Here is a 25,694-nt window from a genome sequence, read left to right as displayed (position 1 = left end):
CTGCGCGGCGATGACGCCCGCGTCGCCGCCTGAGCCCGGCCCGCGTAGCGTTAGCGACGCCGCGCCAATGACTGGGGGCTCCAGCAGGCGCGCGTCGTCAGGTGAGGGCGGGGAGAACAGCGATGATCAGGCAGCAGTGCAGCGGCGAGGGTCGCGAGGCGGGCATCGCGCCGGCGTCAGCTGGTCCCCAGACGACCCAGAGCAACCCACGGGATTGCGCCGCCAGTCAGCGCCCGCGCCAGGCGTGGCGCGCGATGTTCGCGCGCCCGAAAGCGCAGGCCGCCGGGATGTCTGGTTCCACGGGGTGGGCCCCCAAAGTTGTTGGCCTTGGTCTGCTTGGCCTCGCCGCATTGGCCGGCGGGGCGAGCACAACGCTGTTTTCCGGCGCATCGTCTGTCGCTGGACTGATCGCCCCGGCGGCCATGGCGCAAGGCGCAGCGGCGCAAGCGGGCTCATCTCAGGCCATCGCCGCCCAGGGCAAGGCCGCCAGCTTCGTGCGCGACGATCTCGCCAGCAACGCCGTGCGTCTCGCCGCGCGCCTGCGCAATGAGGCGGGGGCCGGGGCGCAGCGGCCCATCGCCCAGTCGCGGGCCCTGGCCGAGGCGGCGCTGGCCCGCCAGCAATGGAGCCAGGCGCTGGAAGCGGCGCGTGACGCCGTCGCCGCCGACAATCGCGACGCCGCCGCTTGGGGGCTCTATGCCCGCGCCGCCAGCGCCGCCGCTGCGGCGCCGCGGGCCCAGCAGCGCTGGACCTTGCGCAATGACGCCATCGCCGCCGCTTACGCCGCCTATCAGGCGAGCCCGGACCAGGCGCGGAAAGCAGGCTATCTGGCGCAATTGGGCGAGGCGTTCGCCGTCAATCAGGACTGGCGACCGGCCCTCAACGCCTGGGCGGCCTCGCTGGCGCTCAATGACAATGCCGCCGTCCGCGCCCAATGGCGCAAGGTGCGCGAGGAGCACGGCTTCCGCATCACCGATTACAAGGTGGATTCGGACGCCGCCGCGCCGCGCGTCTGCTTCACGTTCTCCGAGCCGCTGGCGCGCGGGCGGGTGGATTTCGCCCCCTTCGTCGCTTTGTCTGGCGCTGCCAACGCCGCCGTGTCTGCGGAGGGCGCGCAATTGTGCGTCGATGGCCTGAAGCATGGCCAGAGCTATGGCGTGGTGCTGCGCCAGGGCCTGCCGTCTTCGGTCGGCGAGAGCCTGCTGGCCAACGCCGATTACCAGATCTATGTCCGCGACCGCTCGGCCATGGCGCGCTTCACCGGGCGCAATTACGTGCTGCCGCGCACCGGCCAGGAGGGCATCCCGGTCGTCACCGTCAACACCGCCGCCGTGCGCATCGAGCTGGCGCGGATTGGCGATCGCTCACTGTTGCCGACCGTGCGCTCAAGCAATTTCATGGCGCAGTTGTCACGGGACGGCATTGACGAAGTGCTGACCCGCACCGGCCAGAAAATCTGGTCTGGCGACCTGGTGGTCAAACAGGCGGGGCTGAATGCCGACGTCATCACCGCCTTTCCGGTGCAGGAAGCCACCGGCGGCAAGCTGGAGCCTGGCGTCTATGTGATGACCGCCCAGCCCGTCGGGGCCGTGCCGCTCGATCGCGACGACGATTACAAGGACCGCGCCACCCAATGGTTCGTGGTGTCCGACCTCGGTCTCACCGCCGTCTCCACCGACAATGGCGTGCGCGCGGTTGTGCGTTCGCTGGCCAATGCGAAACCAGTAGCCGCCGCCGAGGTGCGGCTGATCGCCCGCAATAATGACGTGCTGGCCACCCAGAAGACCGACGCCAGCGGGGCCGTGAGTTTCGATCCGGGCCTTGCGCGCGGCAAGGGCGGCCAGGCCCCTGGCATGCTGGTGGTGACTGACGCCAATGGCGATTACGGCTTCCTCGATCTGGAGCAGAGCGCCTTTGATCTCACCGATCGCGGCGTGAAGGGCCGGGCGGCGCCTGGGCCGATGGACGCTTTCGTGTTCACCGAGCGCGGCGTCTATCGCTCGGGCGAGACGGTGTTTGTCACAGCATTGCTGCGCGACAATCTGAGTAAGGCCGCCGCTGGCGCGCCGCTGACCCTGGTGGTGCGCCGCCCGGATGGCGTCGAGTTCCGCCGCGCGCTGGTGGAGGATCAGGGCCTCGGCGGCCGGGCCTTCGCCATCCCGCTGCTGTCGGGCGCCCAGAGCGGGACCTGGCGGGTGCAGGCCTATGTCGATCCCAAGGCGGCGATGGTCGGCGAAACCACCTTCCTCGTCGAAGACTATGTGCCGGAGCGGCTGGAGGTGACGCTGAAGCCTACGGCGGCGGCGTTGCAGCCTGGCCAGCCGGCGCAGCTGGCGGTCGACGCCCGCTACCTCTATGGCGCGCCTGGCTCGGGCCTCAAGGTGAGCGGCGAGGTCAGCGTCGCCAAGGCAGCCGCCAGCGCCGTGAAGGGGCTGGAGGGCTACGCCGTCGGCCTCGATGAGGAAGAGGTTGAGGCGACCAGCATCGAACTTGACGATCTGGGCCGCACCGACGGGGCGGGCCGCGCCAGCGTCATGGCGTCCGTACCCGATGTGGCGGCGGCGCGGCCGTTGCAGGCGGCCATCACACTACGGGCGGGCGAGGAGGGCGGTCGCGCCGTGTCGCGCTCGGTGACCCTGCCGATCCTGCCCACGGGCCCGGTGATCGGCGTCAGGAAGCTGTTCAGCGATTTGTCAGCCGGGGCCAACGCCACCTTCGACGTGGTGATGGCCCGGCCAGACGGCGCCCGGCTGCAGCGCGATCTCAATTGGAGCCTGTATCGGGTTGAGCGCCGCTATCAATGGTTCAACAGCGATGGCGGCTGGAATTTTGAGCCGGTGAAGACCACCCGGCGCGTCGCCAACGGCGTGGCCCAGGTGACGCAAGGCGCGCCGGCGCGCATCGCCGCCCCCGTCGACTGGGGCTCCTGGCGGCTGGAGGTGACGGCGGATGGCGAACAAGGCGCGGTGACCACCGTCTCCTTCGACGTGGGCTTTGGCGTCGAAGGCGGGGCAGACACCCCGGACGCGCTGGAGGTGTCGCTCGACAAAAGCGCCTATCAGGCTGGCGACACGCTGGAGGCGCGCGTCAACGCCCGCTTCGCCGGCGTCGCCACGTTGATGATCATCACCGATCGCGTCGTGCATGAGCAGGCGGTGTCGCTGGCCGAAGGCGGCGCCACGGTGCGCGTGCCGGTGAAGGACGATTGGGGGGCAGGCGCCTATGCGGTGGCGTTCGCTCACCGACCGCTCGACGAGAAGGCGCGGCGCATGCCGGGCCGCGCCGTTGGTCTTGCGTGGTTCAGCATCGATCGCGCCGGGCGCGAGATCGGCGTCAGGCTCGATGCGCCGGCGCAGATGCGGCCGCGCGGCGAGCTGGCCGTGCCGGTGACGCTGAGCGGGCTGCAGCCAGGCGAGGAGGCGTTCATCACCGTCGCCGCCGTCGACGTCGGCATCCTCAACCTCACCCGTTATGAGCCGCCGAAGCCGCAGGATTATTTCCTCGGCCAGCGCCAGCTCGGGGCGGAATTGCGCGACCTCTATGGCTATCTCATCGATGGCATGCAGGGTGCGCGCGGCGCCTTGCGCACTGGCGGCGATGCCGCCGCCTTGATGCAGGGCGAGCCGCCGACCCAGGAGCCGCTTGCCCGCTATTCCGGCGTGGTCAAGGTCGGTCCCGACGGCAAGGCCGTGGTCAATTTTGATATTCCGGCCTTCAATGGCACGGTGAAGTTGATGGCGACGGCGTGGAGCCAGGGCCGGGTCGGCAGCGCCAGCGCCGACGTCATCGTGCGCGATCCGGTGGTGATCACCACCACCACGCCGCGCTTCATGGCGATCGGCGACCAGTCGCGCCTGCATGTGCAGGTAGACAATGTCGACGGCGCAGCGGGCGATTACAGCCTCAACGTCGATCTGCGCGGTCCTGGCATGGCCCCGGCGGACGCTTTGGCCCGCACCCTGACGCTGGCGAAGGGCGGCAAGGCGGCGGTCGACATCCCGCTCACCGCCACTGGCAAGGGGGTGATCGCGCTTGACCTGCAGTTGAGCGGCGGCAACGCCAGCCAAAGCGGCGTCATCGCCGCGCAGCGGGTTACGCTGCGCGCCCAGCCTGGCTTGCCGGCGCTGTCGCGCCGCACCGTGCGGCCGCTGGCGCCTGGCGCGTCAGTTGAGCTGGGCGGCGATCTGCTCGCCTCCATGGTGCCTGGCACTGGCCTCGCCGCCATTGCGGTGACCCGCACCACGGCGCTCGACGCGCCGGCGCTGCTGCGCGCGCTGGACCTTTACCCTTATGGCTGCACCGAGCAGGTGGTGAGCCGCGCCCTGCCGTTGCTGTACAGCAACCAGCTGGCGGCGCTGCACGCCCTGCCGGCTGACGCCGACGCAGACCGGCGCATCAATGACGCCATCGTTCGGGTGCTGTCGCGCCAGGACAGCAATGGCTCGTTCGGGCTGTGGTCGGTGGGCGGCGACGATGTCTGGCTTGACGCTTATGTGGTGGATTTCCTCACCCGCGCCCGCGAGCGCAATTTCGCCGTGCCGCAGCGTCCGTTTGAGCTGGCGCTGGAGCGGCTGCGCAACACTGTCGCCAATGCCGGCAATTTCGAGCCGGAGAAGAGCGACGGGCTGGCCTACGCCATCTATGTGCTGGCCCGCAATGGCCGACCGGTGATGGGCGATCTGCGCTATCTCGCCGACACGAGACTTAGCGAATTCACCACGCCGCTGGGCCGCGCCCAGGTGGCGGCGGCGCTGGCGCTGCTCGGCGACCGGCCACGCGCCGAGACCGCGTTTGGCGCGGCGCTGGCGGCGCTGCAGCAGCCGTCCGACGGCGGCTGGCGACCGGACTATGGCTCGCGCCTGCGCGATGGCGCGGCGCTGGTCACCCTGGCGTCGGAAGCTGGCGTGGCGGGCCCGATCCAGCCCAGCCTCGCCGTGGTCGAAGAGACCCGCGCCGCAGTGGCCCACGCCAGCACCCAGGAGAATGTCTGGCTGCTGCTGGCCTCGGTGGCCATGGAAAAGCAGACGCAGAAGCTGCGGGTGTCGTTCAACGGCCAGGACACGGCGGGGGCGCTGTTCCGCACGCTGGATGCGGCGGCGCTGAGCCAGCCGGTGCGCATCGTCAATACGGGCGACGAGCCGGCGCAACTGGTGGTCTCGGTCTCCGGCAATCCGCTGACGCCCGAGCCGCAGCAGGCGCGCGGCTATCAGGTCGAGCGCAGTTACTACCGGCTCGACGGCACGAAGATCGATCCGGCCACCTTGCGCCAGAACGACCGGCTGGTGGTGATGCTGCGCGTCACCGAGACCGAGGCGGCCAACGCCCGGCTGCTGTTGGTCGATCATCTGCCGGCGGGCGTCGAGATCGAGAACCCCAGGCTGGTCGATGGGGCGTCGCTCAGCGCCTTCGCCTGGGCGAGCAAGGATGAGGTGGCGCCCGCCGCCACCGAATTCCGCGATGACCGCTTCGTCGCGGCCTATGAACGGCGCAGCGACCAGCCGGCCTTCATCAATGTCGGCTACATCGTCCGCGTGGTGTCGCCGGGCCGCTTCGTGCACCCGCCGGCCACCGCCGAGGACATGTACCGGCCCGACCGCTTCGGTCGCTCGGCCTCGGGCATCGTGCAGGTGGAGGCGGCGCCAAAGCCGTGACCGACATGGGCGCACCGCCCCCTCTTGCAGCGCCGGCTTCAACCAGGCCGACGTCGCCAGCTCCGCCCGAGGGCGCCCCGACGCGAGCGAAGGCGCCTGCGGCGCGCCGCTGGCTGCGCCTTATGGCGGCGGCGGGGCTCGGCATCGGGGTCCTGGCGGGCGGCGGCTATCTGTTGCTGCAGCAGCAGCTGGCGGCGCTGGGGCCGCTGGATCTGGGCGTGCTGGCCCGGACCTCGCCGCTGGCGCTGGACCGCGACGGGCGGCTGTTGCGGGCTTTTGCGGCGGCGGATGGCCGCTGGCGGTTGCCGGTGCGCCTTAGCGACGTTGATCCGCACTTTATCGCCTTGCTCAAGGCCTATGAGGACCGGCGGTTTGACAGCCATGGCGGCGTCGATCCGCTCAGCCTGGGGCGCGCGGCCTGGCAATGGCTGAGCCATGGCCGCATCGTCTCTGGCGCCTCGACCCTGAGCATGCAGGCGGCGCGGCTGCTGGAGCCGCGTGACGCCCGCAGCCTCAGCGCCAAGCTGCGGCAGATGCTGCGCGCCATGCAACTGGAACGGCAATTGGGCAAGCAGGGGGTGCTGGAGGTCTATCTGACGCTCGCCCCTTATGGCGGCAATATCGAAGGGGTGCGGGCCGCCTCGCTGATCTATTTCGGCAAAGAGCCGGCGCGGTTGACCACGGCGGAAGCGGCGCTGCTGGTGGCGCTGCCGCAATCGCCGGAGGCGCGCCGGCCAGATCGCCAGCACGCCGCCGCGGAACGGGCCCGGGCGCGGGTGCTGCAGCGTGCTCTGGCGAGCGGCGCCCTGGCCGGGCCGGAAGTCGAACGGGCGCTGGCCGCTTCAACCCCAAGCGCACGCCGGGCGTTGCCCATGCTGGCGCCGCATCTGGCCGAGCAGCTGATCGCCCCCCGTGCGGCGGCGGTAGCGGCGGACACGGCGGATGGGCAGGCGGGCGGGACGTCACAGCCAGGCCAGCAAGCCTCTGATCAGCAAGCCCCAGAGCAGCAAGCCTCTGGCCAAAAATCCCAGGAGAATCCCGTCGGCGACCCGCATGGTCCGCAGGGCGCCGCGGCGCCGGCCAGCCTACGTCTGACCATCGATGGGCGGCTGCAGGCGGCGGTGCAGAGCCTCGCCCAGGAGCGGGCCAGCGCCCTTGGCGGCAAGATGTCGGCGGCGATTGTCGTGGTCGATAACGCCAGCGGCGAGGTGCGGGCCCATGTCGGCTCGGCGGATTATTTCGACGTCGCCCGGGCTGGGGCCGTCGACGCCAGCCGGGCGATCCGCTCGCCTGGCTCGGCGCTGAAGCCCTTCATCTATGCGCTGGCCTTCGAGCAGGGCCTCGCCCATCCCGAGACCATTCTCGATGACCGGCCGTCACGTTACGGCGCCTGGGCCCCGGAGAATTTCGAAATGGGTTTCCTCGGCACGGTCAGCGCCCGCAAGGCCCTGCAATTGTCGTTGAACCTGCCAGCGGTTGAGTTGCTGGCGGAGCTGGGGGCGCCGCAATTGCTCACGCGGTTGCGCGGGGCCGGGGCGCGACTGGTGACGCCTGATGACGCCTCGCCGGGCCTCGCTGTTGGCCTCGGCGGCCTCGGCGTGTCGCTGGTCGACCTGACGGCGCTCTACGTCGGGCTGGCGCGGGGCGGCGATGTGGTACCGCTGCGCTTTCGTGCTGATGACCCGGTGGGCCAGAGCCGCCGGCTCACCGACCCGGTGGCGGCCTGGTATGTGGCCGACGCCTTGCGCGAGGCGCCGCCGCCGGCCAGCGCCGTCAGCGGTCGCATCGCCTTCAAGACCGGCACCTCCTGGGGATATCGCGACGCCTGGGCCATTGGCTATGACCGGCGCTACACGGTCGGCGTCTGGCTCGGTCGCCCCGATGGCGCGCCGACCCCGGGGCTGATCGGCCGCAACGCCGCCGCGCCGGTGGTGTTTGACGTGTTCGCCCGCATCGGCGGCGAGCCGCAGCCGCTGACCCAGCCGCCAGGGGTGCTCAAGGCCACCGCTGCGACCCTGCCGCCGCCGCTGCGGCATTTGCGCAAGGAGGCGCCCAAGAATCTGTCGGCGACCTTGGTGGCGCCGCTGCGCATCGCCTTTCCACCCGATGGCGCACGGGTTGATCTGGGCGCCAGCCATGCGGCGTCGCGGGCGGCGTCCCAAGAGGGGGGAGGGCTCGATGGGGCAGGGCTCGAGGGGGCAAGGCTAGACGGGGCAAGGCTAGAGGGGACAGGCGACGACGGGGTGGAGCAGCTCGCCCTGCGCGCCAATGGCGGCGCGCCGCCGCTGCGCTGGTTCGTCAATGGCGCCCCGGTTGGCGCGGCGCAGATGCGGCGGCAGAGTTTCTGGAAACCAGATGGCGCTGGCTTCGCCCGCGTCTCGGTGATGGACGCCCGCGGCGCCAGCGACAGCGTCCAGGTTCGGATCGACTGAACGCGCTGGCGAGGAGCTGGCCGGGATGTCGACGGCGACCACACGCCGACGCATGCCTCGCAATGCGTAATTAACAGTATTGTAATGTTGATTATGGCGGCAAAACCGCGCGTTGTCCTTAAAATGCTCGATTGTTCGACCATATTGAGCCGGTGATGGCCCCGCGTGGCGAGGTTTCTGTGCGCTGGTTCGACGTGGCGCGCCCTGGTCGCGCCTTTGGCGCTTTTGTTGGCGGCGGCGCCGGGCGCCCCGTGAGCGACAGGCGCGTGCGGCGACAGGGCATTTACGGTCGCGGACGCGTCAGCATCTTCGCGGCCTCGCGCCCGTGCTGCTGGCGTGGGACGCCCTGGGGTTAATGGTAATGAGGCGGCTGGATGGGCGAGGCCGTGGTTGCGGCCATGGATCGCCCGCCGTCGCAGATATGGAAGGGTAGTTTGATGACGACCACACGAGGCGCCGTTTCGCGCATCGCCCTTGTGACGCTGATGCTGGCCAGCGCGACGCTACCCATGGCGGCGCAGGCGGCTGAGCAGCCCGCCGCCGCCAGCGCTGTGACCGCCACCGGCAAGGACGCCACCCGGGCGCCGACGGCGATGGGCGCCGTCGCTGCGCCAGCCCAGGCTGCAGCGCCGGCGACGTTTTACGCCGGCCAGTCCCCGGCGCAATGGATGGCCTCGAAGCTGATCGGCGCGACCGTGGTTGGCGTTGACGACAAGGCGGTGGGCGCCGTCACCGATCTGGTGCTGGGCGCCAGCGGCGCGGCGGAAGGCGCCGTCATCGGCGTCGGCGGCTTCCTCGGCGTCGGCGAGAAAAAGGTCGCCGTGCCCTTCGCCAATCTCGACGTGGTGCGCGGTGAGGATGGTAAGGTCGACAAGATCCGCCTCGCCCTGTCGCGTGACGACCTGGAAAAGGCCCCGAGCTTCGCCACCATCTCCGAGCAGAAGGCCAAGGAAAAGGCCGCCGCGCCCGCCAAGCCCGGCAATTAAGCCTGCGCCGCCGCGTGGCGGGTGATGGATGCGCTGATGTTCGACGGCTGCGGAGCGATCTGCAGCCGTTTTTGCGTGCCGGTGCGCTTGTTATTGTTTCCGGCGACGATGGTTTTGTCGCTGCGCTGGCGACAGTCGTTGGCGTGAGGCGGCATGAAGACGTGGATGCCCGTGACAAGCACGGGCATGACGGAGCTGGAGGGGCAAGGGGGGCCATAGAGCGGAGGCGTCTCCGACGCCGATCGGCGACGGTCGTTGGCGTGAGGCGGCATGAAGACGTGGATGCCCGTGACGAGCACGGGCATGACGGAGCTGGAGGGGCGAGGGGGGCAGGGTGCGGAGGCGTCTCCGACGCCGATCGGCGACGGTCGTGGGCGTCAGGCGGCATGAAGACGTGGAAGCACGGGCATGACGGAACTGGAGGGGCAAAGGCGGGCCATGGTGCGGAAGCAGTTCCACCGCATTTGGCGTTGCGCCGACGCGCCTGTCTCGCCCGCCCGCTCGCCCGCCCGCTCGCCCTGCCATCCACGCCAAAGCCGTCATGCGCGTGCTTGTCACGGGCATCCACGCTCTATCGCGCCCATAGCCGCCGCCACCGTAAGGCCTTGCTGCGCGGCAGCGGCGACCACAGGGACGCGGCGCCTGCCCCGAGGCGTCAGGCGCTAGTGATAGGGATCCGCCGCATCGCGCAGGCCGTCGCCCATGAAGTTGAAGGCCAGCACCACGATCACCACCGGGGCGATGGGGGCGAGGAGCCAGGGGTAGAGGTTCACGGCGGCGAGGTTCTGCGCCTCGTTGAGCAGCACGCCCCAGCTGGTGATCGGCGGCCTGAGGCCGAGGCCGAGGAAGGACAGCGCGGTCTCGCCGAGGATCATCGCCGGGATCGACAGGGTGGCCGAGGCGATCAGATGGCTCATGAAATTCGGAATCAGGTGGCGCCCGATGACGCGGGAGCGCGAGGCGCCCATCAATTCCGCCGCCTTGACGAAATCCTCCTCGCGCAGCGCCAGTAGCTTGGAGCGCACGGCGCGGGCAAGGCCCGGCCAGTCGAGCAGACCCAGGATGATGGTGATGCCAAAGAACACCAGCAGCGGGCTCCAATTCGCCGGCAACGCCGCCGACAGCGCCAGCCACAGCGGCAGTTCCGGCAGCGAGCGCAATATCTCGATCAGCCGCTGGATGACATTGTCGACCCAGCCGCCGAGATAGCCGGCGAGGCCGCCGAAAAACAGCCCGAGCGCAAACGACACCATAATGCCGACGAGGCCGACGGTGAGCGAAATCCGCGCGCCATAAATGATGCGGGACAGCACGTCGCGTCCCAGCCGGTCGGTGCCGAGCAGGAACATGGTCCCGTCCTTGGGCGGGCAGATCAGATGGAACCGCGATTCCACCAGCCCCCAGAACAGATATTTCTCACCCGAGCAGAAGAAGCGCAGCGGCTGCGGCCGCGTCGTGTCCACCTTGTATTCGCGGGTGAACGTCTCCTCATTGAAGGTGAAGGAATAAGGATAGACAAACGGCCCGACGAAGGAGCCGTCATGGATCAGATGCACCCGCTGCGGCGGGGCATAGAGGAAGTCGCCATTGCGCTTGCTGAGATCGTAAGGCGCGATCACCTCGACGAAGGGCAGGGCGGCGTACATGGCCAGCAGAATGGCGGCGGAGATCACCGCCAGACGGTGGCGGCGGAATTTCCACCAGATCAGCGTCAGCGCCGAGGCGCGCAGATAGCGCTCGCTGTCATTGGCGGTGGGCTCGGTGGCGCCAGGATTGAACGGGGCGTCATCGACGAAATGCGGCGTGGCGCTGGGGGGACGGGCGCGGCCATTGGCGGCGACAGCGGCGGTGTCCATGGTGGCGTCGGTCATCGGTTCACCTCGCGCCCATGCGAATGCGCGGATCGAGCCAGGCCAGCAACAGATCCGAAACCAGCATGCCGACCACGGTGAGCACCGCGACGAACATCAGGATGAAAGCGGCGAGGAACTGGTCCTGGCTGCGCAGGGCGCCGAGCAGGATCGGCCCCACCGTCGGCAGGCTCATCACCAGCGACACCAGGATCGAGCCAGAGACCAGCCCGGGCAGGATATTGCCGATGTCGGCGACAAACGGGTTCAGCGCCATGCGGAAGGGGTATTTCAGCAGCGCCCGCGTCGGAGGCACGCCCTTGGCCTTGGCGGTGGTGTAATATTGCTTGCCCAGTTCATCGAGCAGATTGGCGCGCATGCGGCGGATCATGGCGGCGGTGCCGGAGAGGCCAATGACCAATGTCGGCACGATCATGTGCTGCAGCAGCGATTTGACCTTGTCCCACGACCAGGGCGCGTTGGCGTATTGCGGATCGAACAGGCCGCCGATCGAAATGCCGAACCAGTGGTTCATGTAATACAGCAGCACCAGCGCCAGCAGGAAATTGGGCACGGCGAGGCCAAGATAGCCAATGAAGGTGGCGAGGTAATCGCCCCAGGAATACTGGCGCACCGCCGAATAGATGGCGATCGGGATTGACACCACATGCACGAACAGCACCACGGCGATGTTGATCACCAGCGTCAGCCACAGGCTGTCGCCCACCACCTCGTTCACCGGCCGGTCATATTCAAACGACCAGCCCCAATTGCCCTGCAGCAGGCCCGAGAAGCCGGCCGGGCCAGGCCAGACGCCGAGCCAGACCAGATATTGCTCCCACACCGGCCGGTCGAGGCCATATTGCTTGATCAGGAACGCGGCCTTGGCGGCGGCGGCCTCGCCGCCCTGCGAGCGCAGCTCGGCGATCTGATTGGTGAGGAAGTCGCCAGGCGGCAGCTTGATGATGATGAACACCAGCGCGCTGATCAGCAGCAGCGTGACGGCCATGGTCGCGGTGCGACGCAGCAAAAAGCCGATCATGCGGCGTCTCCGCCACGCCGGTCGGCGCGATCCCAGAACAGTTCGTCCATGCGATAGATTCCGAGCAGGGCCGTCGGCGCCCAGCTGTACAGGGCGGTCTTGGGGAAATTGATCAGGCCGTCGCGGATGGCCACGGGCTGCAGCGCCCCGGCGACGGTGCCGATGGTCCACTGATTGTCGGCGTGGAGTTGCAGCATCTCATGCCAGGCGCGGGCCTGCAGCGTCTCGTCGGTGGTGTTGGTCCAGGCGACGATGGCGGCCAGCAGCTTCTGCACCACCGGGTCATCGCAGGCTTCGCCGGCCGCCCCCTTGGTCTCCAGATGCTGCCCCCATTTCGGCCAGGCGAAATTGTCCTGACGCACCGGGGCCAGCTCCGCCGGGATCATCGACGGCGTCGGAATGGCGTTGTCGAGCCCGGCCGAAGCCACCATCACCGTGCGGCCCTCATAGGCGCGGTTGCGCAAAATGGTGCGATCCTGCGGCTTGATGAACAGCTTGATGCCGACCTCGCGCCAGAACTCGGTGATCAGCTCCAGCGTATCCACCGCCATGCCGGTGTCGCTATCGACCTCGACCACCACTTCCAGCGGGCGACCATCTGACAATTGCCGCAGGCCGCTGCGGTCGGCTTTGAGGCCAATGTCATCGAGCAGGCGCGCCGCCTGTTCCGGGTCCCATTGCGCCCATTTCGAGCGATACTCCGGCCGGAACAGCGCCGAGCCCTCCATCACCGTGTTGTTGCCCTCCTTGCCGAGGCCAAACAGCAGCGCGTTGTTGATGGTGTGACGGTCGATGGCCAGCGACAAGGCGCGGCGCCAGCGCACGTCGCGATTGAGCGTGCGCCACACCGGGTCCGAGCAGGTGAGATTGGGATAGAGCGCCAGCTCCGAGCCGCGCGCCATGCGCCACAGCAGGGCGCGATAGCCATGCTTCTTCTCGCCCTGCTTCAGCACCGGGATGTCGCCCATGACGAGGCCGCGGGCCAGCAGGTCGACCTCGCCGGCGTTGGTCTTGGCGGCGAACAGGCTGGCGGAGGCGATGTCGGCGATCACCCGGTCGACATAAGGCAATTGCACGCCCTTATTGTCGATGCGGTGGAAATACGGGTTGCGCTCAAACACCATGCGCGTCGCCCCGGCCTCCACCGGCCGCCACGGATACAGCGTCGGCAGCTCGGGGCTGGCGTTCTCCAGCATGGCGTCGACGCGGTTATGCAATGGCGCCCACGACTTGACCTTGGCCTTCCTGACCCGCTCCTCAAGCTTCGCCTGATCAGCGTACTTCTTGTGGAAGTTCCGCAAATAATGCGCCGGGCGGTAGATATAGGGGTCCTGCGGGGCGGCCAGCGCCGGCAGGAACACCGGATTGGGCCGGCGCCAGCTGTAGCGCACGGTGTGTTCGTCCAGCACCTCGAAGGTCGGCTTTTCGCCCTCGGCCAGCAGGAACAGCGGCGGCCCCATAGGGGACAGCGCTTCATTGTTGATGATGTCGTCCCAGTAATAGCGGAAGTCTTCCGCCGTGAACGGGTGGCCGTCTGACCATTTATGGCCGCGCCGCAGCCGCAGGGTGAAGATGCGGCCATCCTCGACATCGAGCCCGGCGAGGATGTCCGGCTTCAGCTCCAGCTTTTCATTGTAGCCGATCAGTCGGGTATAGGCGTTGGCCGACAGATAACGGATGTCGCGGGCGCGGGCGATCAGCGTCGCCATGTCGCCGCCCTGCAGGCCATTGCGGCGGCCATTGGCCGGCAGGTCGACCACCAGCGGTTCGAGTGGCAGGCGCTGTTGCAGCGGCGGCAATTTGCCGGCGGCGACGCGGTCTTGCAGCAGCGGACTGTCGCTGGCCGGCGCCTGTGCAGCGCCAGCGGACTGGGCCAGGGCAGACTGGGCGTCTGCCAGACCCGCCGCCATCGGCAGGGCGGCGATCGCGGCGCTCGCCTGCAGGAAGGCGCGGCGGCTCAGCGGGCGGGCGCCAGACTGTGCGTGGCGCATGGGGTCTGCCTCACTCATGCCGCCGCCCTCCGGTCGGCGTCGCCATAACGCACATAATGTTGCGGAGCGATCTCATGCATGGCGCCGGTCACGCCTTCTGCGAGGCGGAACGGCTCCGGCCACAGATTGGGCTCGGAAAAGCGGCCAGAACGCAATTTGTCGAAATCCAGCGGATGGTCGAGGTCGGGATCGGGCACGGCGGCGAGCAGCGCCTGGGTGTAAGGGTGGGCCGGATTGCGAAACAGCGCGGCGCGCGGCGCCTGTTCGACAATATGGCCGCGACACATCACGGCGATCACATCGGCGATGTAATCCACCACCGCCAGATTGTGCGAGACGAAGATATAGGACAGGCCCATGGCCGCCTGCAGGTCCTTCAGCAGATTGAGCACCTGGGCCTGCACCGAGACGTCGAGAGCTGAGACCGGCTCGTCGCACAGCAGCACGCTGGGCGACAGCGTCAGGGCGCGGGCGATGCCGAGGCGCTGGCGCTGGCCGCCGGAGAAAGAGTGCGGGTAGCGCCGCAGATGCTGGGCGTCGAGGCCGACCAGCTCCAGCAGCGTGCGCGCCTTGTCGAAGCGCTGCTGCTCATTGCCGACGCCATGGATGCGCATCGGCTCGGTCAGCAGCTGATACACGGTCATACGCGGATTGAGCGAGGAATAGGGGTCCTGGAAGATGAACTGCACGGCGCGGCGATAGCGCATCAGATCATCACCGCTGAGGCCGGAAATGTCGCGCAGGCCAGAGCCGTCGTCGTAGCGGATGGAGCCGCTGTCGGGCGGCAGCGCCCGCATGATCATCTTCGACACCGTTGTCTTGCCGCAGCCGGATTCACCGACGAGGCCAAGGGTCTGGCCCGGCATCAACGTCAGGCTGACGTCAGACACCGCCTGCACCGTGCGCGTCTTGCCGGAGAACCAGCCGGAGCGCAGCGTGAAGCTCTTGGCCAGATCGCGTACCTCCAGCACCGGCCCTTGCGGGCGCGGCGGCCGGGCGATGGCGCTCGCCTCAGCGATGGTGCGGGCGCTGGACACCTCGCGGAGCGGCGTCAGCCGTTCTGATGGATCCATGTCGAAGCGCGGCACCGCCTTCATCAAAGCGCGCAGATAGGGGTGGCGCGGGTCGCGGAAGATCGCCTCGCGGTCGCCGGATTCAACGATGCGGCCGCGATACATCACCACCACATCATCAGCGACATTGGCGACGACGCCGAGATCATGGGTGATCAGCAGCACCGCCATGCCGGTCTCGGCCTGCAGTTCATTGATCAGCTCGAGAATCTGCGCCTGGGTGGTGACGTCGAGGGCGGTGGTCGGCTCGTCGGCGATCAGCAGCGCCGGCTTGCAGATCAGCGCCATGGCGATCATGGCGCGCTGGCGCATGCCGCCGGACAATTCGAATGGGTAAGTGTCAAAAATCCGCGCCGGATCCGGAAGGCCGACGCGGGCGAACACCGCCTCCGCCTGCTTGCGGGCCTCGGCCTTGCTCGCCTTGTTGTACAGCAAATAAGCTTCCGTGACCTGGTCGCCGACCGTGTGCAGCGGCGACAGCGAGCTCATCGGCTCCTGGAAGATCATCGCCATCTGGTCGCCGCGCAGGTTGCGCATGGCGGGGCCGGTGGGGTCGAGCCGGGCCAGATCGACGGGCGCGGCGTCCGGCGTGGGGCGGAACAGGATGGCGCCGCCGGTGATGGCGGCGTTCTTCGGCAGAATGCCCATCATCGCCTGGGCGGTGACCGATTTGCCGGAGCCGGATTCGCCGACAAGCGCAACGGTGCGGCCGCGCGGAATGTCAAAAGAGACGCCGTGCAGGGCCTGGGTCACCACCCCCGCGCTGTCAAAGGAGACCGCAAGGTCGCGGATGCTGAAAAGCGGCGTGTCGCTCAAACTGCGGCTCCCGTCGGCGCGGGGACCCGTGCGGGCAGGTCGCGCCCCGTCATTCTTGTTGTCGCGCGCCGGCGCCTGACGCAACGCAGTGCGTCGCCCAGACGTCGTTTCCTCACCGGTATTGGCTGGTTCAGCCCCCGCTGCGCCGCCCACTCCAGCAAATCCCCGCCAGCTAGCGTTGATCTGCGCTCAAATCATTAAACCAGATTGCGCGCGCAACGCCAGAGCGCGCCCAGGGCAAATCCGGGCCGTGGCCCGGGTTGTCAGCAGTCTTGCGGCTTCATCTGCGTTTTCATCTGCGCCCTTAACCGCGCCCCAGCGCCGCGCGGACATCGACAAGGCGTGCGCCAGGGTGGCTGGCGATGAGGTCGAGGAGGGTCTCAAGCCAGCCGTCAATGGCGGCGTCGTGCACCAGATGATGGCTGAGCAGGCCAATGGGGCCGAGTTGCGCCTGGGCCGCGTCGCTGTTGCGGCGCGCGATGGCGTCGACCAGCTGTGCGGCCAGCGCCGCGGGGCTGACGAGGCTGCGGTCGCCGCGCCAGTTGACCGGGTCGATATGGGTGTTGAGCTGGATAAGGCCTGGCGCGGCCTCCACCACCGCGCGCTCCTTGAAGGTTGAGACGCCGACAAAGCCATGGGCGGGCAGCAGGGCCAGCGCCTCTTGGTGGATGCGGTTCCACGGCGGCGTCAGCACCGCCTGTAACCGCGTGGGCGCGAGGCGCCGCAACAGCGCCAGGCCTTCGGCGGCGCGGGCGGCGATAGCCTCAGGCGCGCCATGGCTCAACTCGCCGCTCTTGGCGCCGGTGGGCGCAAGATTGGCGTGGCTGAGCCCATGGGGCAGCAGCGTCGCCTGCGGCTCATCATCAAGGCGGCGTGCCAGTTCAACCGTCGCCGCAGCCGGGATCGCCGCTAGGGCCAGCGGCGCGCCATGCGCCCGCGCCATGGCCAGCAGCCGTTCGAGTTGCGGCGTTGGGGCGACCACATCATCATCGCGCCACCAGAAGGCGATGGCCTGGCCATGGTCAGCCGCCCGGTCGAGCGCCTCAGCCGCCGCGTCCAGGCTGGCGCGCCAGGCGTTGTGGCGCGCTGGGGCGGGCACAGCTGAATCGGCTCTGGGGGCGCTGTCGGCGCGGCGGGCGGCGACCAGTTGCTCGACGATCTCCGCGGTGCGCCGGGCCCCATCGACGGCGATGGCGGAGCCTGGCGTCAGGGCGCCGTGGGGCCGCGTCGCCGCCCGATTGACTGCCGCAAGCAAGGCCGCGGGCGTCAGCTGCGGCTCGGGCAGCGCCTCCACAAGGCCGCGCGCTGCAAACAGGGCGGCGCGCTCGCTTTGCTCGGTCTCGCCGCCCGCCGCGAAGGGAACCACCACCGCTGGCGCGCCCGTGGCCAGCAGGTCGAGGGCGGTGTTGTAGCCGAACTGGCTCACCGAGACGGCGCAGGCGCTGAGCAGGGCGCGAAAATCCGGACGCGCCCGCTCGATTGTGGCGTTGGCGGGCGCCTGTCGCGCCAGCGCCTTGAACTGCGCCTCCGGCACGGAATGGCCTACCAGCAGCCGCCATGGCCGTTCCGGATCAAGCGCCGCCGCCGCCAGCGAACACGCAAGCAGGGGCAGGCTGGCCGCCGAGCCGCCGCCAGAGACCAGAACGCCAGCCAGACCCGCTGCAGGCGCGACGGGCGTCGCCGCCGCCTCATCGACATAGCCGGTGTAGTGCAGCATGCCGTGCAAATCCTCAGCCAGCGGCCACGACGCCTCCAGCGGCGCCGCCAGCGGATCGCCATGGGCCAGCACGACGTCATAGTGTTGGCGCAGGATGTCATGGGTGGCGTCGATCTTCGCCGGCTTCGACGGTCGGGCGAGGATGTCGCGCACCGAGGCGAGGATCAGCGGCCGCTCAGGCAGGCGCCTCGCGGCGGCGAGGATCGCGCCGAATTCATCAGCCAGCGCCCGGCGGCCGAAGGGATAAAGCTCGGTGATCAGCGCGTCGGGCTGCATGGCGCACAGGGCGTCGATGGCCTGCGCACGCCGGGCCTGGGCGATGGCGGGGCTGAGCGGCGCGCCGTCGTGCTGACGCAGGTCGGAAAACGCCGTGCCCCGCACATGAACGGGCGGCAATTGCACCAGCGTGACGCCGCCCGCCTGACAGGCCGCCGCCAGCAGCGGGACCGGCTGGCCGCCAGATAGCAGCGTCACCTGGTGGCCACGCGCCGCCATGGCCCGACCTAGCGCCGTCGCCCGGGCCAGATGGCCGACGCCGAGCAGATGGGTGACGACAATCATCAAGCGCAGGCGTTGGGGCATCAGCGGCTCCGAAGGGCGGCAACGACCGGCTCAGCCGGCAGGCACAAGGCGGTTTAGAGCGCTTTGCGATCAAACGGAATCGTTCGATCGACGCTAATGCGCTCCCTGCATGGACATCAGGCGCATGAAACGATCTGGAATGATCGGAGCAAGCCCTAACGCGCGCTGACCAGCGGCGCGAGCGCCCCGCGTAGAATCGCGGCGGCGTGGGCAAGGCTATGGCGGGCGGCGATTGTCCGGGGTCCCGCCGCGCTGGCCTCCGTGAGGACGGCATGCGGGCTCGCCCCTGACCGCAGCAGCTTCGCCAGCGCCCCGGCGAAGCGCACGCTGAAGTCATCTGCGGGCGCCTCCGCCACCAGCCAGCCGCTGACGCCATCGCGCACCACGCCGCTGACGCCGCCGACGTCGCCGGCCAGCACCGGGCAGCCATTGGCCTGGGCCTCGAGCAGCGCCATGCCGAAAGCCTCATTGCAGGCGGGCCAGACCAGCAGATCATGGCTGGCGTACACCGCATCGAGCGCCTGCGGATCGAGTATGGCCCCAGCCATGCTCACCTGGTCCCCGAAGGGAGCGAACAGGGCGGCGACCTCGGCGCGGGCCGGGCCGTCGCCGACAATGGTCAGCCGCCAGTCGGCGCCGCCCAGGGCCGTCAGCGCCTCAGCCAGCAGCTGGAGTGAGCGCAATTTGTCGCCATGGCGCAGCATGGCCACCACCAGCAGCTGCGTCGTGGCGCCGTCATGAGCTGTCTGGCGCTGCCGCAGGCCCGGGGCCGGAAGTCGGGTGAGAAATGGCGGCAGGTCGATGCATTTGCCGGCCATGTCGATGTCGCGCAGCTCCGGGGCGGTGACGAGACAGGGCCGGTCATTGGCGTTGAGCACGAAGATCGCCGCAGCGGCGCGCAGGGCGGCGACGACGCCAGCGTGGCCCTCACGCCACGGGCCCATGGCGCGGCTCGGCGCCAGCGAGGCCTCCGCCGCCGCATAAGGTATCGCCAGCGCCTCAGCGACGCGCGGGCCGATCCAGTCCGGCGCCCGGTCATAAAGGTGATAGGTGAACCACAGGGCGGGCCGTTCGGACGGCGGGGCGGCTCGCCAGGCGGCGATCAGCTGGTCGGCCTCCGCCTCGGCGGCGCGGCGGATCTCCGCCTGAACGGCGGCGTCGCCGCTCCTGTCATGGCTGCGCAGCCGCGCCGCGATCTGGGGAGCGAAACCGGCCTCGCTGAGCGCCGCCAGCAGCGCCCGCGCCATGGTGCGATCGCCAGATGGCTGCAGATGATCCGGCGGCTTCATCGGCGCATAAAACGCCAGCGGAACGGGCGCGGCCCCGGCCATGGCGGCTAGCCCGCGCCTGGGGCGTTGATCGCCAGCGCCGCCCGCAGCCGCGCCTCGATCAGGTCGACGCCGCCTTCCATGGAGAAATCATTGCGCAGCCGCAGCCAGGCGGCGTCGCCGAGCCGCTGGCGGCGCTGCGGCTCGCGGATCATCAGATTGAGCGCATTGGCGAGACTGACCGGATCGGCGGCGGGCGTCAGCACCCCCTCCACATCATCACGGATGAATTCGGGGATGCCGGCGAAATTGCTGGCGATGATCGCCAGTTTCTGGCTCGCCGCCTCCATGATCACATTGGGCAACCCGTCCTGATCGCCGGAGCGGGTCGGGCGCGAGGGCAGCACGAAAACATCGGCGGCGCCGAGCAGCGCCATCACATCGGGCTGCGCCAGCGCCCCCATAAACACGACGCGGCTGGAGAGGCCGAGCTGCTCTGTCTCGGCGCGCAGCCGGTTGAGCAATTCGCCGCCGCCGACATGGACGAATTGCCAGTTGAGGTCGCCGGGCAACAGGGCCAGCGCCTGCAGCAGGTCGGTGAAGCCCTTCTTGGCCACAGCCCGGCCGACCGTGACGATGCGCACCGGCGCCGCCGCCTCGCTGCCGTCGCTGGCGGCGCGGGCGGCAGGCGGGGCGGGCAGGCGCGACAGGTCGAGGCCATGATAGGCCAGCGCCACCCGCGACGGCTCCGGGGCCAGCGCCTGCAGCGCCGCCAGATTCTGGCTGGTGCAGGTGACGCCGAACAGGCATTCGGCGATCTTCTCGCGCTTCTCCCAGTCGGAGGTCGTCCAGATGTCCTTGGCGTGGGCCGAGAAACTCCACGTCGCGCCGGGAAGCAACGTCCGGCCGCCGCCGCGCAGTAACGCTGCGTAGCGCACCACAGAGGCGGGCGTGTGCAGATAATGCACATGCACATGGCCGGTTTCCGGCGGCAACTCGCGGCCAAACACCATGGCCTGACCGAGGCGGCGGACCCGGTTGCGGGTGAAGTCACGCCTGAGGTCGCGGAAAAACGCCGCCATGGCGCGGCCAAGGCCTGGCTGGGTCAGCGCCCAGCCGAGCCCCTTCAGCACCCGCAGCGGCGCCTCATGCAAATACTCCGGCAGATAGTGCACCGGCGCCTTGATCTGTCGGTGCATGGGGTGCACGGCGCCGTCGGTGGGCTCGCGCAGCGACCAGATCCTCAGCCGCAGGCCGCGCCGCTCCAGCGCCAGGATCTCCTGGGCGATGAAGGTCTCGGACAGGCGCGGATAGCCCTTGACCACAATGGCGATTTCCCGCTCCGGCGAAGGGGCTGCAGCGGCGCCATCGGCGGCGAAAGAGGCTGCAGCGGCGGAGGAGGCTGGTGCGGCCGCAACGGGCGGTTGGGGCATCAAGGGACCTTGCGTCTGTCGCGGGCGTGGCCAGTCGACGGGGAACATGCTGCACGACGGGCGAGACCGCGCCCGGCGCTGGTCCCCTTCTGCGTCGGAAGCCGCGCCAGATCAATCGTCACATCACACGAGGCGTGGCGCGCCAGATCGCCTGATCACGGTAGGCGCGCGCCCGCCAGTGCATCTTTCGGGCGAACACAGTGGGCCAGTCGCGGATGGCGTATGGCGAGGCGCTATAGCGCATCAGGCGCGCTGGCTACGCGCCATGGGCATTCTGCGTCAGATCACCTCCGCGAGGCGCTTGTCCGAAGCCGGTTGCTCGCGTTCTGTCAGCCAGCGCTGGAAGTCGGCGCGAATGACGTCGGCGCCGCCAAGCAGATCGCTGTCGAAGCGGGCCGCCTCCGCCGGCGGCTTTTGTTGCATCAGGCGGTGCAGCGCCGCCGCCATGCGGACCGGGTCGCGCACGCCGTTTTCCTCAACGATATAGCTGGCGAGCCCCAGCCGCTCGGCTGCCACGGCGCGGATATATTGCTCACGCCGGGGCCGGGTGCGTGGCACGATCAGCGCCGGACGATTGAACGACAGCAATTCGCAGAAGGTATTGTAGCCGCCCATGGCGACCACGGCGCTGGCGCGGTTCATCAGCGCCTCCAGCTTGCTGTCGAAGGACAGGCCGGCGAGGCGGGGGTGGCGGTTGATCCGCTCCATGAAGCCGTTGCGGCGATCGGGCGAAACGAACGGTCCGAATACGATCAACGCAGGCGTGTCGAGGGTTGGATCGGCCTCATAGGCGCTGATCACCCAGTCGACCATGTCGTCGCCATCAGCGCCGCCGCCGCTGGTGACGAGGATAAATGGGCCCTGGGTGATGCGCGGATAGCGGGTCAGCGCCGGCGCCTGCGGCAGGCTGCGGCGCAGATAGCCCGTGTACAACGTGCGCTGGTTCATCCGCGCCGACAGGTTGAAGGCGGCCAGCGGTTCGTAAATCTCGCGCAGGCCATAGACCCAGATGTCGTCGTAAAGCGTCTCCAGCGCCTGCAGCGCGCCCTTGCGCTCCCATTCCGGCGCCAGCAGCTCCGGATCATCCATGACGTCACGGACGCCGAGCACGATGCGGGCGCCGCGCGCGCGCGCCAGTTGCAGTGCGGGCACCACCTCGCCACGAAAGCCGGTCGGCTCCTTGTCGACGATCACCAGGTCTGGCCGGAAGCTCTCGGTCGTCTGCCGGATAATCTGCGCCCGCAGCTGCGCGGTTTCATCGATGCCCATGTTGAGGTTGAGCGTGCGATAGCCGCCGTTGGCCATCTTCACGACCCCGGGCACACGAACATAATCGACGCCCGGTCGAAACTCGAAATTACCGATGACTGGCGAGCCAGAAACGATGATGACCGACACCCCAGGCGCCTGCGCCGCCAGCGCATTGGCGATGGTGCGGGAACGGCGCAAATGGCCGAGGCCGAAAGTGTCGTGACTGTACATCAGCACGCGTGCGCCAGGCGTCGTCAGCGCGCCCCCGGCGCTGTCACTCCCGCCCGCTTCGTCCAGCGTCATAGAGACCTCATCGTGGCGGCGCGGCGCCAGTTCTGTTCCTTGCCGCACTTGTCGTCTGGCCGACGCTGGTCTCGCGCCACGCGCGACCGCCATGAGCTGTCGCCCGTGGCATGACCCTTGCCGGGTTGTCGTGCTGTCTGGCGACGCCGTCCAGCCCCCCGGCGGCAACCTAGCATGCCTGAGCGAAGGCGCACCCCCTTTGCAACTGATTGATTTGGGATTACTCACGGCAAGCCAGTCTGCGACACTGCTGACGGCCATGAGTCTCCGTTCTTCATGACGGCGTGCAGGGTTTTACGCCTGCGGCCCGTCGCCATTGGATCAGTTGCAGCGGGATTGCATCTTACGCTGGCGCCAACAAAGCGGCGACGCGGTTCTGGAGTGCGCCCGGCCGAATTTGGCCGGCATCTCGCGACATGCTGGAGGGTAGACGTTGGAGCGAAGCCTGTTCCGGTACGTCTGGCAGCACTCCAGGCGCGAGCAGCTGATTATTTTCGCTGTCGTGCTGGCGTCACTGCCATTCTATTACTGGTCCCTGGACCTGCCCAAACGCATCGTTAATGACGCGATCCAGGGCGGCGCCTTCAAGACCGGCCTGCCGACCACCAATTTTCTGCATCTGTCAGTGAGCCTGCCGGAGTTTCTGGGCGGCGGGACATTTTCGATCCACGATGGCTTTGAAGTGGGGCAGCTCGGGCTGTTGTTTGGCCTGTCGAGCCTGTTCCTGTTCTTCGTGCTAATTAATGGCGCGTTCAAATATTGGATCAATGTCGCCAAGGGGGCGCTCGGCGAACGCATGTTGCGGCGCCTGCGCTTTGATCTGTTCGCTATCACCCTGCGTTTTACGCCCGAGACGCAAAAGACGGTGAAGTCGTCTGAAACCGCCACCATGATCAAGGACGAGGTGGAGCCGATCGGCGGCTTCATCGGCGACGCCTTCTCGCAGCCACTGATGCTGGGCTCGCAGGCGATCACCGCCATGACCTTCATCATGCTGCAGAATGTCTGGCTCGGCCTGATCGCCGGCGCCATCGTGGCGATCCAGTTCACCATCATTCCGCGCATGCGCCGGGTGCAATTGCGCCTTGGCAAGCAGCGGCAGATCCTGTCCCGCCGCCTCGCCGGCAAGGTCAGCGAGGTTGTCGATGATCTCGAGGCCATTCACGACAATGACGCGACCGCCTATGAGCGCGCCGACGTCGGCGAGCGGCTGTACACGCTCTTTGACCTGCGTTTCCGCATCTACAAGTGGAAATTCATGGTCAAATTCCTCAACAATCTTTTGGCCCAGATTACGCCGTTCTTTTTCTATGCCGTCGGCGGCTATTTCGCGCTGAAGGGCACGCTGGACATCGGCCAGCTGGTGGCGGTGATCGCCGCTTATCGCGATTTGCCGCCGCCGCTGAAGGAACTGATCGACTGGGACCAGCAGCGCCTCGATGTGCAGATCAAATATGAGCAGGTGGTGCAGCAATTCTCGCCAGAAAAACTGCTGCCGGAAGAGCAGTTCGCGCCGCTGCCGCCGGGCGTCGAGCCGCAGCATCTGGCCAGTCCGCTGGCGCTGAGTGATTTGCATGTCACCGACAGCCATGGCGTGACGCTGGTCGAGCACATGTCGTTTGAGCGGGCGCTGCCGTTCAATATCGCCCTCGTCGCCCAGGGCAGCGCCGCGCCTGGCGCGGTGGCCAAGGTGCTTGGGCGCAGAATTACCGAGTATCGCGGCCAGGTGAGCTTCGGCGGCGTCGACTTCGCCCGCATGCCTGAGGCCCTGACCGGGCGGCGCATCGCCTACGCTGGTCCAGAGCCGGTGCTGTTCGCCGGTTCGCTGCGCGAGAACCTCGTCTATGGCTTGCGGCATCGCGAGAAATCCGCCGGCAATCTGTCCGGCGTGCGGCGTATGGAGGCGATGCGCACCGGCAATCCGCTGGAGCCGACGGGCGAGGGCTGGCTCGATCTGTCGCTGGCCGGTTGCCGCGACGCCGATGAACTCGACGCCGAACTGCTCGACGTGCTCGAGGTGATGGGCGTGCGCGATTCATTGCTGCGACTGGGCCTGTGGGGCCTCGTCGATGTGGCGCGTTATCCGGATCTGGTCAGCCGTGTGGTCGAGGCGCGCAAGGTGATGCGCGAGCGCATGGCGGAGCTCGGCCTGTCGCATCTGATCGAGCCATTCGACTACAACCTTTATAATAATCAGGCCACCATCGCCGAGAACCTGCTGTTTGGCGTGCCGGTGCACGCCGATTTTCGCGGCGAGGCGCTGGCCAGCAACAAAGTGGTGCTGAAGACCCTGACGGGCGCCGGGGTGCTGGCGCGGCTCACCGATATGGGCGCCCATATCGCTGCGGCCATGGGTGAGATGTTCCGTGGCCTGCCGCCGGGACATCCGCTGTTTGAGCAGTTTTCGTTCGTCGACGCGGACGAGCTGGATGACTTTGACGACATGGTGGCGCGCTGGCGCTCGCGCGGCGCCGCCGGGCTGTCGCGCGACGAGCGCCGCCGCATGCTGGCCCTGACGCTGGACTATATCGAGCCACGCCATCGTCTCGGCCTGCTGGACGAGCCGCTGCGCAACGCCATTGTCGCGGCGCGACGTGATCTGCGTGAGGCGATTGTCCGGCTGGGCTGGGAGAGCGCTGTCGAATTCTACGATCCGGAGCGCTTTGCCCTCCACGCGCCGTTGCGTAACAATTTGGCCTTCGGTCGCATGAGCCATAATGTGGCTGACGCCGCCCAGCGCATCGCTGACCTCACCACGGGCATGCTGGAGGAGCTCGGCCTGCGGCTCGATGTCGAGCGGGTGGGGCTGGATTACCAGATTGGCCCGGCCGGGCGGCTGCTGTCGGCGCAGCACCGGGTAGCGGTGTATATCGCCCGTGGGCTGATGAAGCATCCCGACATGCTGGTGCTGGACGGCGTGTTCTCGGCCTTTGGCGATGAGCAGGCGCGGTCGATGATCCGGGCGATCGCCGCGCGCATGCAGGGCCGGTCGATTGTTGCGGTTTTGCACAGCCAGGAGCAGGCGGATCCGGCGGTTTTCGATATGCTGGTGACCTTCGACGGGCTGAAGCCGCAGGTGCGCCACGACTATGGCGCGCAAGAAGATGCGGCGGCGGCGGCGGCGCGCTGAAACAGGCGGCGCCGCAGCGACGTTTACATGCAGCCGGCTTTCAGGTTCAGTCTGGGTCTGGCTTTTCGCGTGCGGGCGGCGCTGGCTGGGCCCGGGCCGTATGATTTCTTGGCCGTCACCTTCGGGCGGCGCGATATTGTTGGGCGTGGCCACGGCCATGCCCGCCTGG

At 68.4% G+C, this 25,694-nt stretch carries 13 protein-coding genes; 4 read left to right on the top strand and 9 right to left on the bottom strand.

The window, feature by feature from the left end; translation table 11 throughout:
- Positions 1 to 287: 287 nt before the first annotated feature.
- From AC6A67_RS17395 to AC6A67_RS17385, 3 genes are all read left to right on the top strand, one after another.
- Positions 288 to 5,651 (top strand): alpha-2-macroglobulin family protein, encoded by a 5,364-nt coding sequence (locus tag AC6A67_RS17395; RefSeq protein WP_498037820.1) that lies wholly within the window; start codon positions 288 to 290, stop codon positions 5,649 to 5,651.
- 122 nt (positions 5,652 to 5,773) lie between these two features.
- Positions 5,774 to 8,083: a penicillin-binding protein 1C gene (locus tag AC6A67_RS17390; RefSeq protein ID WP_498037819.1), complete on the top strand. Its 2,310-nt coding sequence runs from the start codon at positions 5,774 to 5,776 to the stop codon at positions 8,081 to 8,083.
- A 437-nt stretch (positions 8,084 to 8,520) separates the two neighbouring features.
- Positions 8,521 to 9,069 carry a PRC-barrel domain-containing protein gene (locus AC6A67_RS17385; protein WP_498037818.1) on the top strand — a complete coding sequence of 183 codons (549 nt, stop codon included), beginning with the start codon at positions 8,521 to 8,523 and terminating at the stop codon, positions 9,067 to 9,069.
- On the opposite strand, the gene AC6A67_RS17380 is transcribed toward AC6A67_RS17385, so the two are convergent.
- The 9 genes from AC6A67_RS17380 to AC6A67_RS17340 all read right to left on the bottom strand — a co-directional run bounded on the left by AC6A67_RS17380 (position 9,066) and on the right by AC6A67_RS17340 (position 22,395).
- Positions 9,066 to 9,374 (bottom strand): hypothetical protein, encoded by a 309-nt coding sequence (locus AC6A67_RS17380; protein ID WP_498037817.1) that lies wholly within the window; start codon positions 9,372 to 9,374, stop codon positions 9,066 to 9,068. The two genes, AC6A67_RS17385 and AC6A67_RS17380, sit on opposite strands and share 4 nt — an antisense overlap.
- Positions 9,375 to 9,731: 357 nt before the next feature.
- Positions 9,732 to 10,925, bottom strand: a complete 1,194-nt coding sequence (locus AC6A67_RS17375) for an ABC transporter permease (RefSeq protein ID WP_498037832.1) — start codon at positions 10,923 to 10,925, stop codon at positions 9,732 to 9,734.
- Positions 10,926 to 10,944: 19 nt separating this feature from the next.
- The gene (locus AC6A67_RS17370) at positions 10,945 to 11,961 is read right to left on the bottom strand and encodes an ABC transporter permease (RefSeq protein ID WP_498037816.1); all 1,017 of its coding nucleotides are present in this window, start codon (positions 11,959 to 11,961) and stop codon (positions 10,945 to 10,947) included.
- Positions 11,958 to 13,970, bottom strand: coding sequence for an ABC transporter substrate-binding protein (locus tag AC6A67_RS17365; protein WP_498037815.1), 2,013 nt, complete (start codon positions 13,968 to 13,970; stop codon positions 11,958 to 11,960). The genes AC6A67_RS17370 and AC6A67_RS17365 overlap by 4 nt, the downstream gene beginning before the upstream one ends.
- Complete coding sequence (locus tag AC6A67_RS17360; protein WP_498037814.1) at positions 13,967 to 15,841, bottom strand: ABC transporter ATP-binding protein; 1,875 nt, start codon at positions 15,839 to 15,841, stop codon at positions 13,967 to 13,969. Before AC6A67_RS17360 ends, AC6A67_RS17365 begins: the two co-directional genes overlap by 4 nt.
- Before the next feature lie 304 nt (positions 15,842 to 16,145).
- Positions 16,146 to 18,140, bottom strand: a complete 1,995-nt coding sequence (locus AC6A67_RS17355) for a glycosyltransferase (RefSeq protein WP_498037813.1) — start codon at positions 18,138 to 18,140, stop codon at positions 16,146 to 16,148.
- Between the two features lie 155 nt (positions 18,141 to 18,295).
- A complete protein-coding gene (locus tag AC6A67_RS17350; RefSeq protein WP_498037812.1) occupies positions 18,296 to 19,471 on the bottom strand; it encodes a glycosyltransferase in 1,176 nt (391 codons plus the stop codon).
- Positions 19,472 to 19,476: 5 nt separating this feature from the next.
- A complete protein-coding gene (locus tag AC6A67_RS17345; protein WP_498037811.1) occupies positions 19,477 to 20,841 on the bottom strand; it encodes a glycosyltransferase family 4 protein in 1,365 nt (454 codons plus the stop codon).
- Between the two features lie 279 nt (positions 20,842 to 21,120).
- Entirely contained in the window at positions 21,121 to 22,395 is a 1,275-nt protein-coding gene (locus AC6A67_RS17340; protein ID WP_498037810.1) for a glycosyltransferase family protein, read from the bottom strand.
- A 433-nt stretch (positions 22,396 to 22,828) separates the two neighbouring features.
- Between AC6A67_RS17340 and AC6A67_RS17335 the strand changes: the two genes are divergently transcribed.
- Positions 22,829 to 25,525, top strand: coding sequence for an ABC transporter transmembrane domain-containing protein (locus tag AC6A67_RS17335; RefSeq protein WP_498037809.1), 2,697 nt, complete (start codon positions 22,829 to 22,831; stop codon positions 25,523 to 25,525).
- Positions 25,526 to 25,694: the final 169 nt, after the last annotated feature.

Source organism: Camelimonas sp. FR25 (assembly GCF_059740505.1).
The sequence above is the reverse complement of the archived record's forward strand: the minus strand, read 5'-3'. Positions and strand labels throughout refer to the sequence as shown.

Bases quoted from the DNA above. Each gene is read 5' to 3' on its own strand.
- AC6A67_RS17395 (WP_498037820.1), top strand. From the start codon at position 288: ATGTCTGGTTCCACGGGGTGGGCCCCCAAAGTTGTTGGCCTTGGTCTG.
- AC6A67_RS17390 (WP_498037819.1), top strand. From the start codon at position 5,774: ATGGCGGCGGCGGGGCTCGGCATCGGGGTCCTGGCGGGCGGCGGCTAT.
- AC6A67_RS17385 (WP_498037818.1), top strand. From the start codon at position 8,521: ATGACGACCACACGAGGCGCCGTTTCGCGCATCGCCCTTGTGACGCTG.
- AC6A67_RS17380 (WP_498037817.1), bottom strand. From the start codon at position 9,374: ATGCCCGTGCTCGTCACGGGCATCCACGTCTTCATGCCGCCTCACGCC.
- AC6A67_RS17375 (WP_498037832.1), bottom strand. From the start codon at position 10,925: ATGGACACCGCCGCTGTCGCCGCCAATGGCCGCGCCCGTCCCCCCAGC.
- AC6A67_RS17370 (WP_498037816.1), bottom strand. From the start codon at position 11,961: ATGATCGGCTTTTTGCTGCGTCGCACCGCGACCATGGCCGTCACGCTG.
- AC6A67_RS17365 (WP_498037815.1), bottom strand. From the start codon at position 13,970: ATGAGTGAGGCAGACCCCATGCGCCACGCACAGTCTGGCGCCCGCCCG.
- AC6A67_RS17355 (WP_498037813.1), bottom strand. From the start codon at position 18,140: ATGCCCCAACGCCTGCGCTTGATGATTGTCGTCACCCATCTGCTCGGC.
- AC6A67_RS17350 (WP_498037812.1), bottom strand. From the start codon at position 19,471: ATGGCCGGGGCCGCGCCCGTTCCGCTGGCGTTTTATGCGCCGATGAAG.
- AC6A67_RS17345 (WP_498037811.1), bottom strand. From the start codon at position 20,841: ATGCCCCAACCGCCCGTTGCGGCCGCACCAGCCTCCTCCGCCGCTGCA.
- AC6A67_RS17340 (WP_498037810.1), bottom strand. From the start codon at position 22,395: ATGACGCTGGACGAAGCGGGCGGGAGTGACAGCGCCGGGGGCGCGCTG.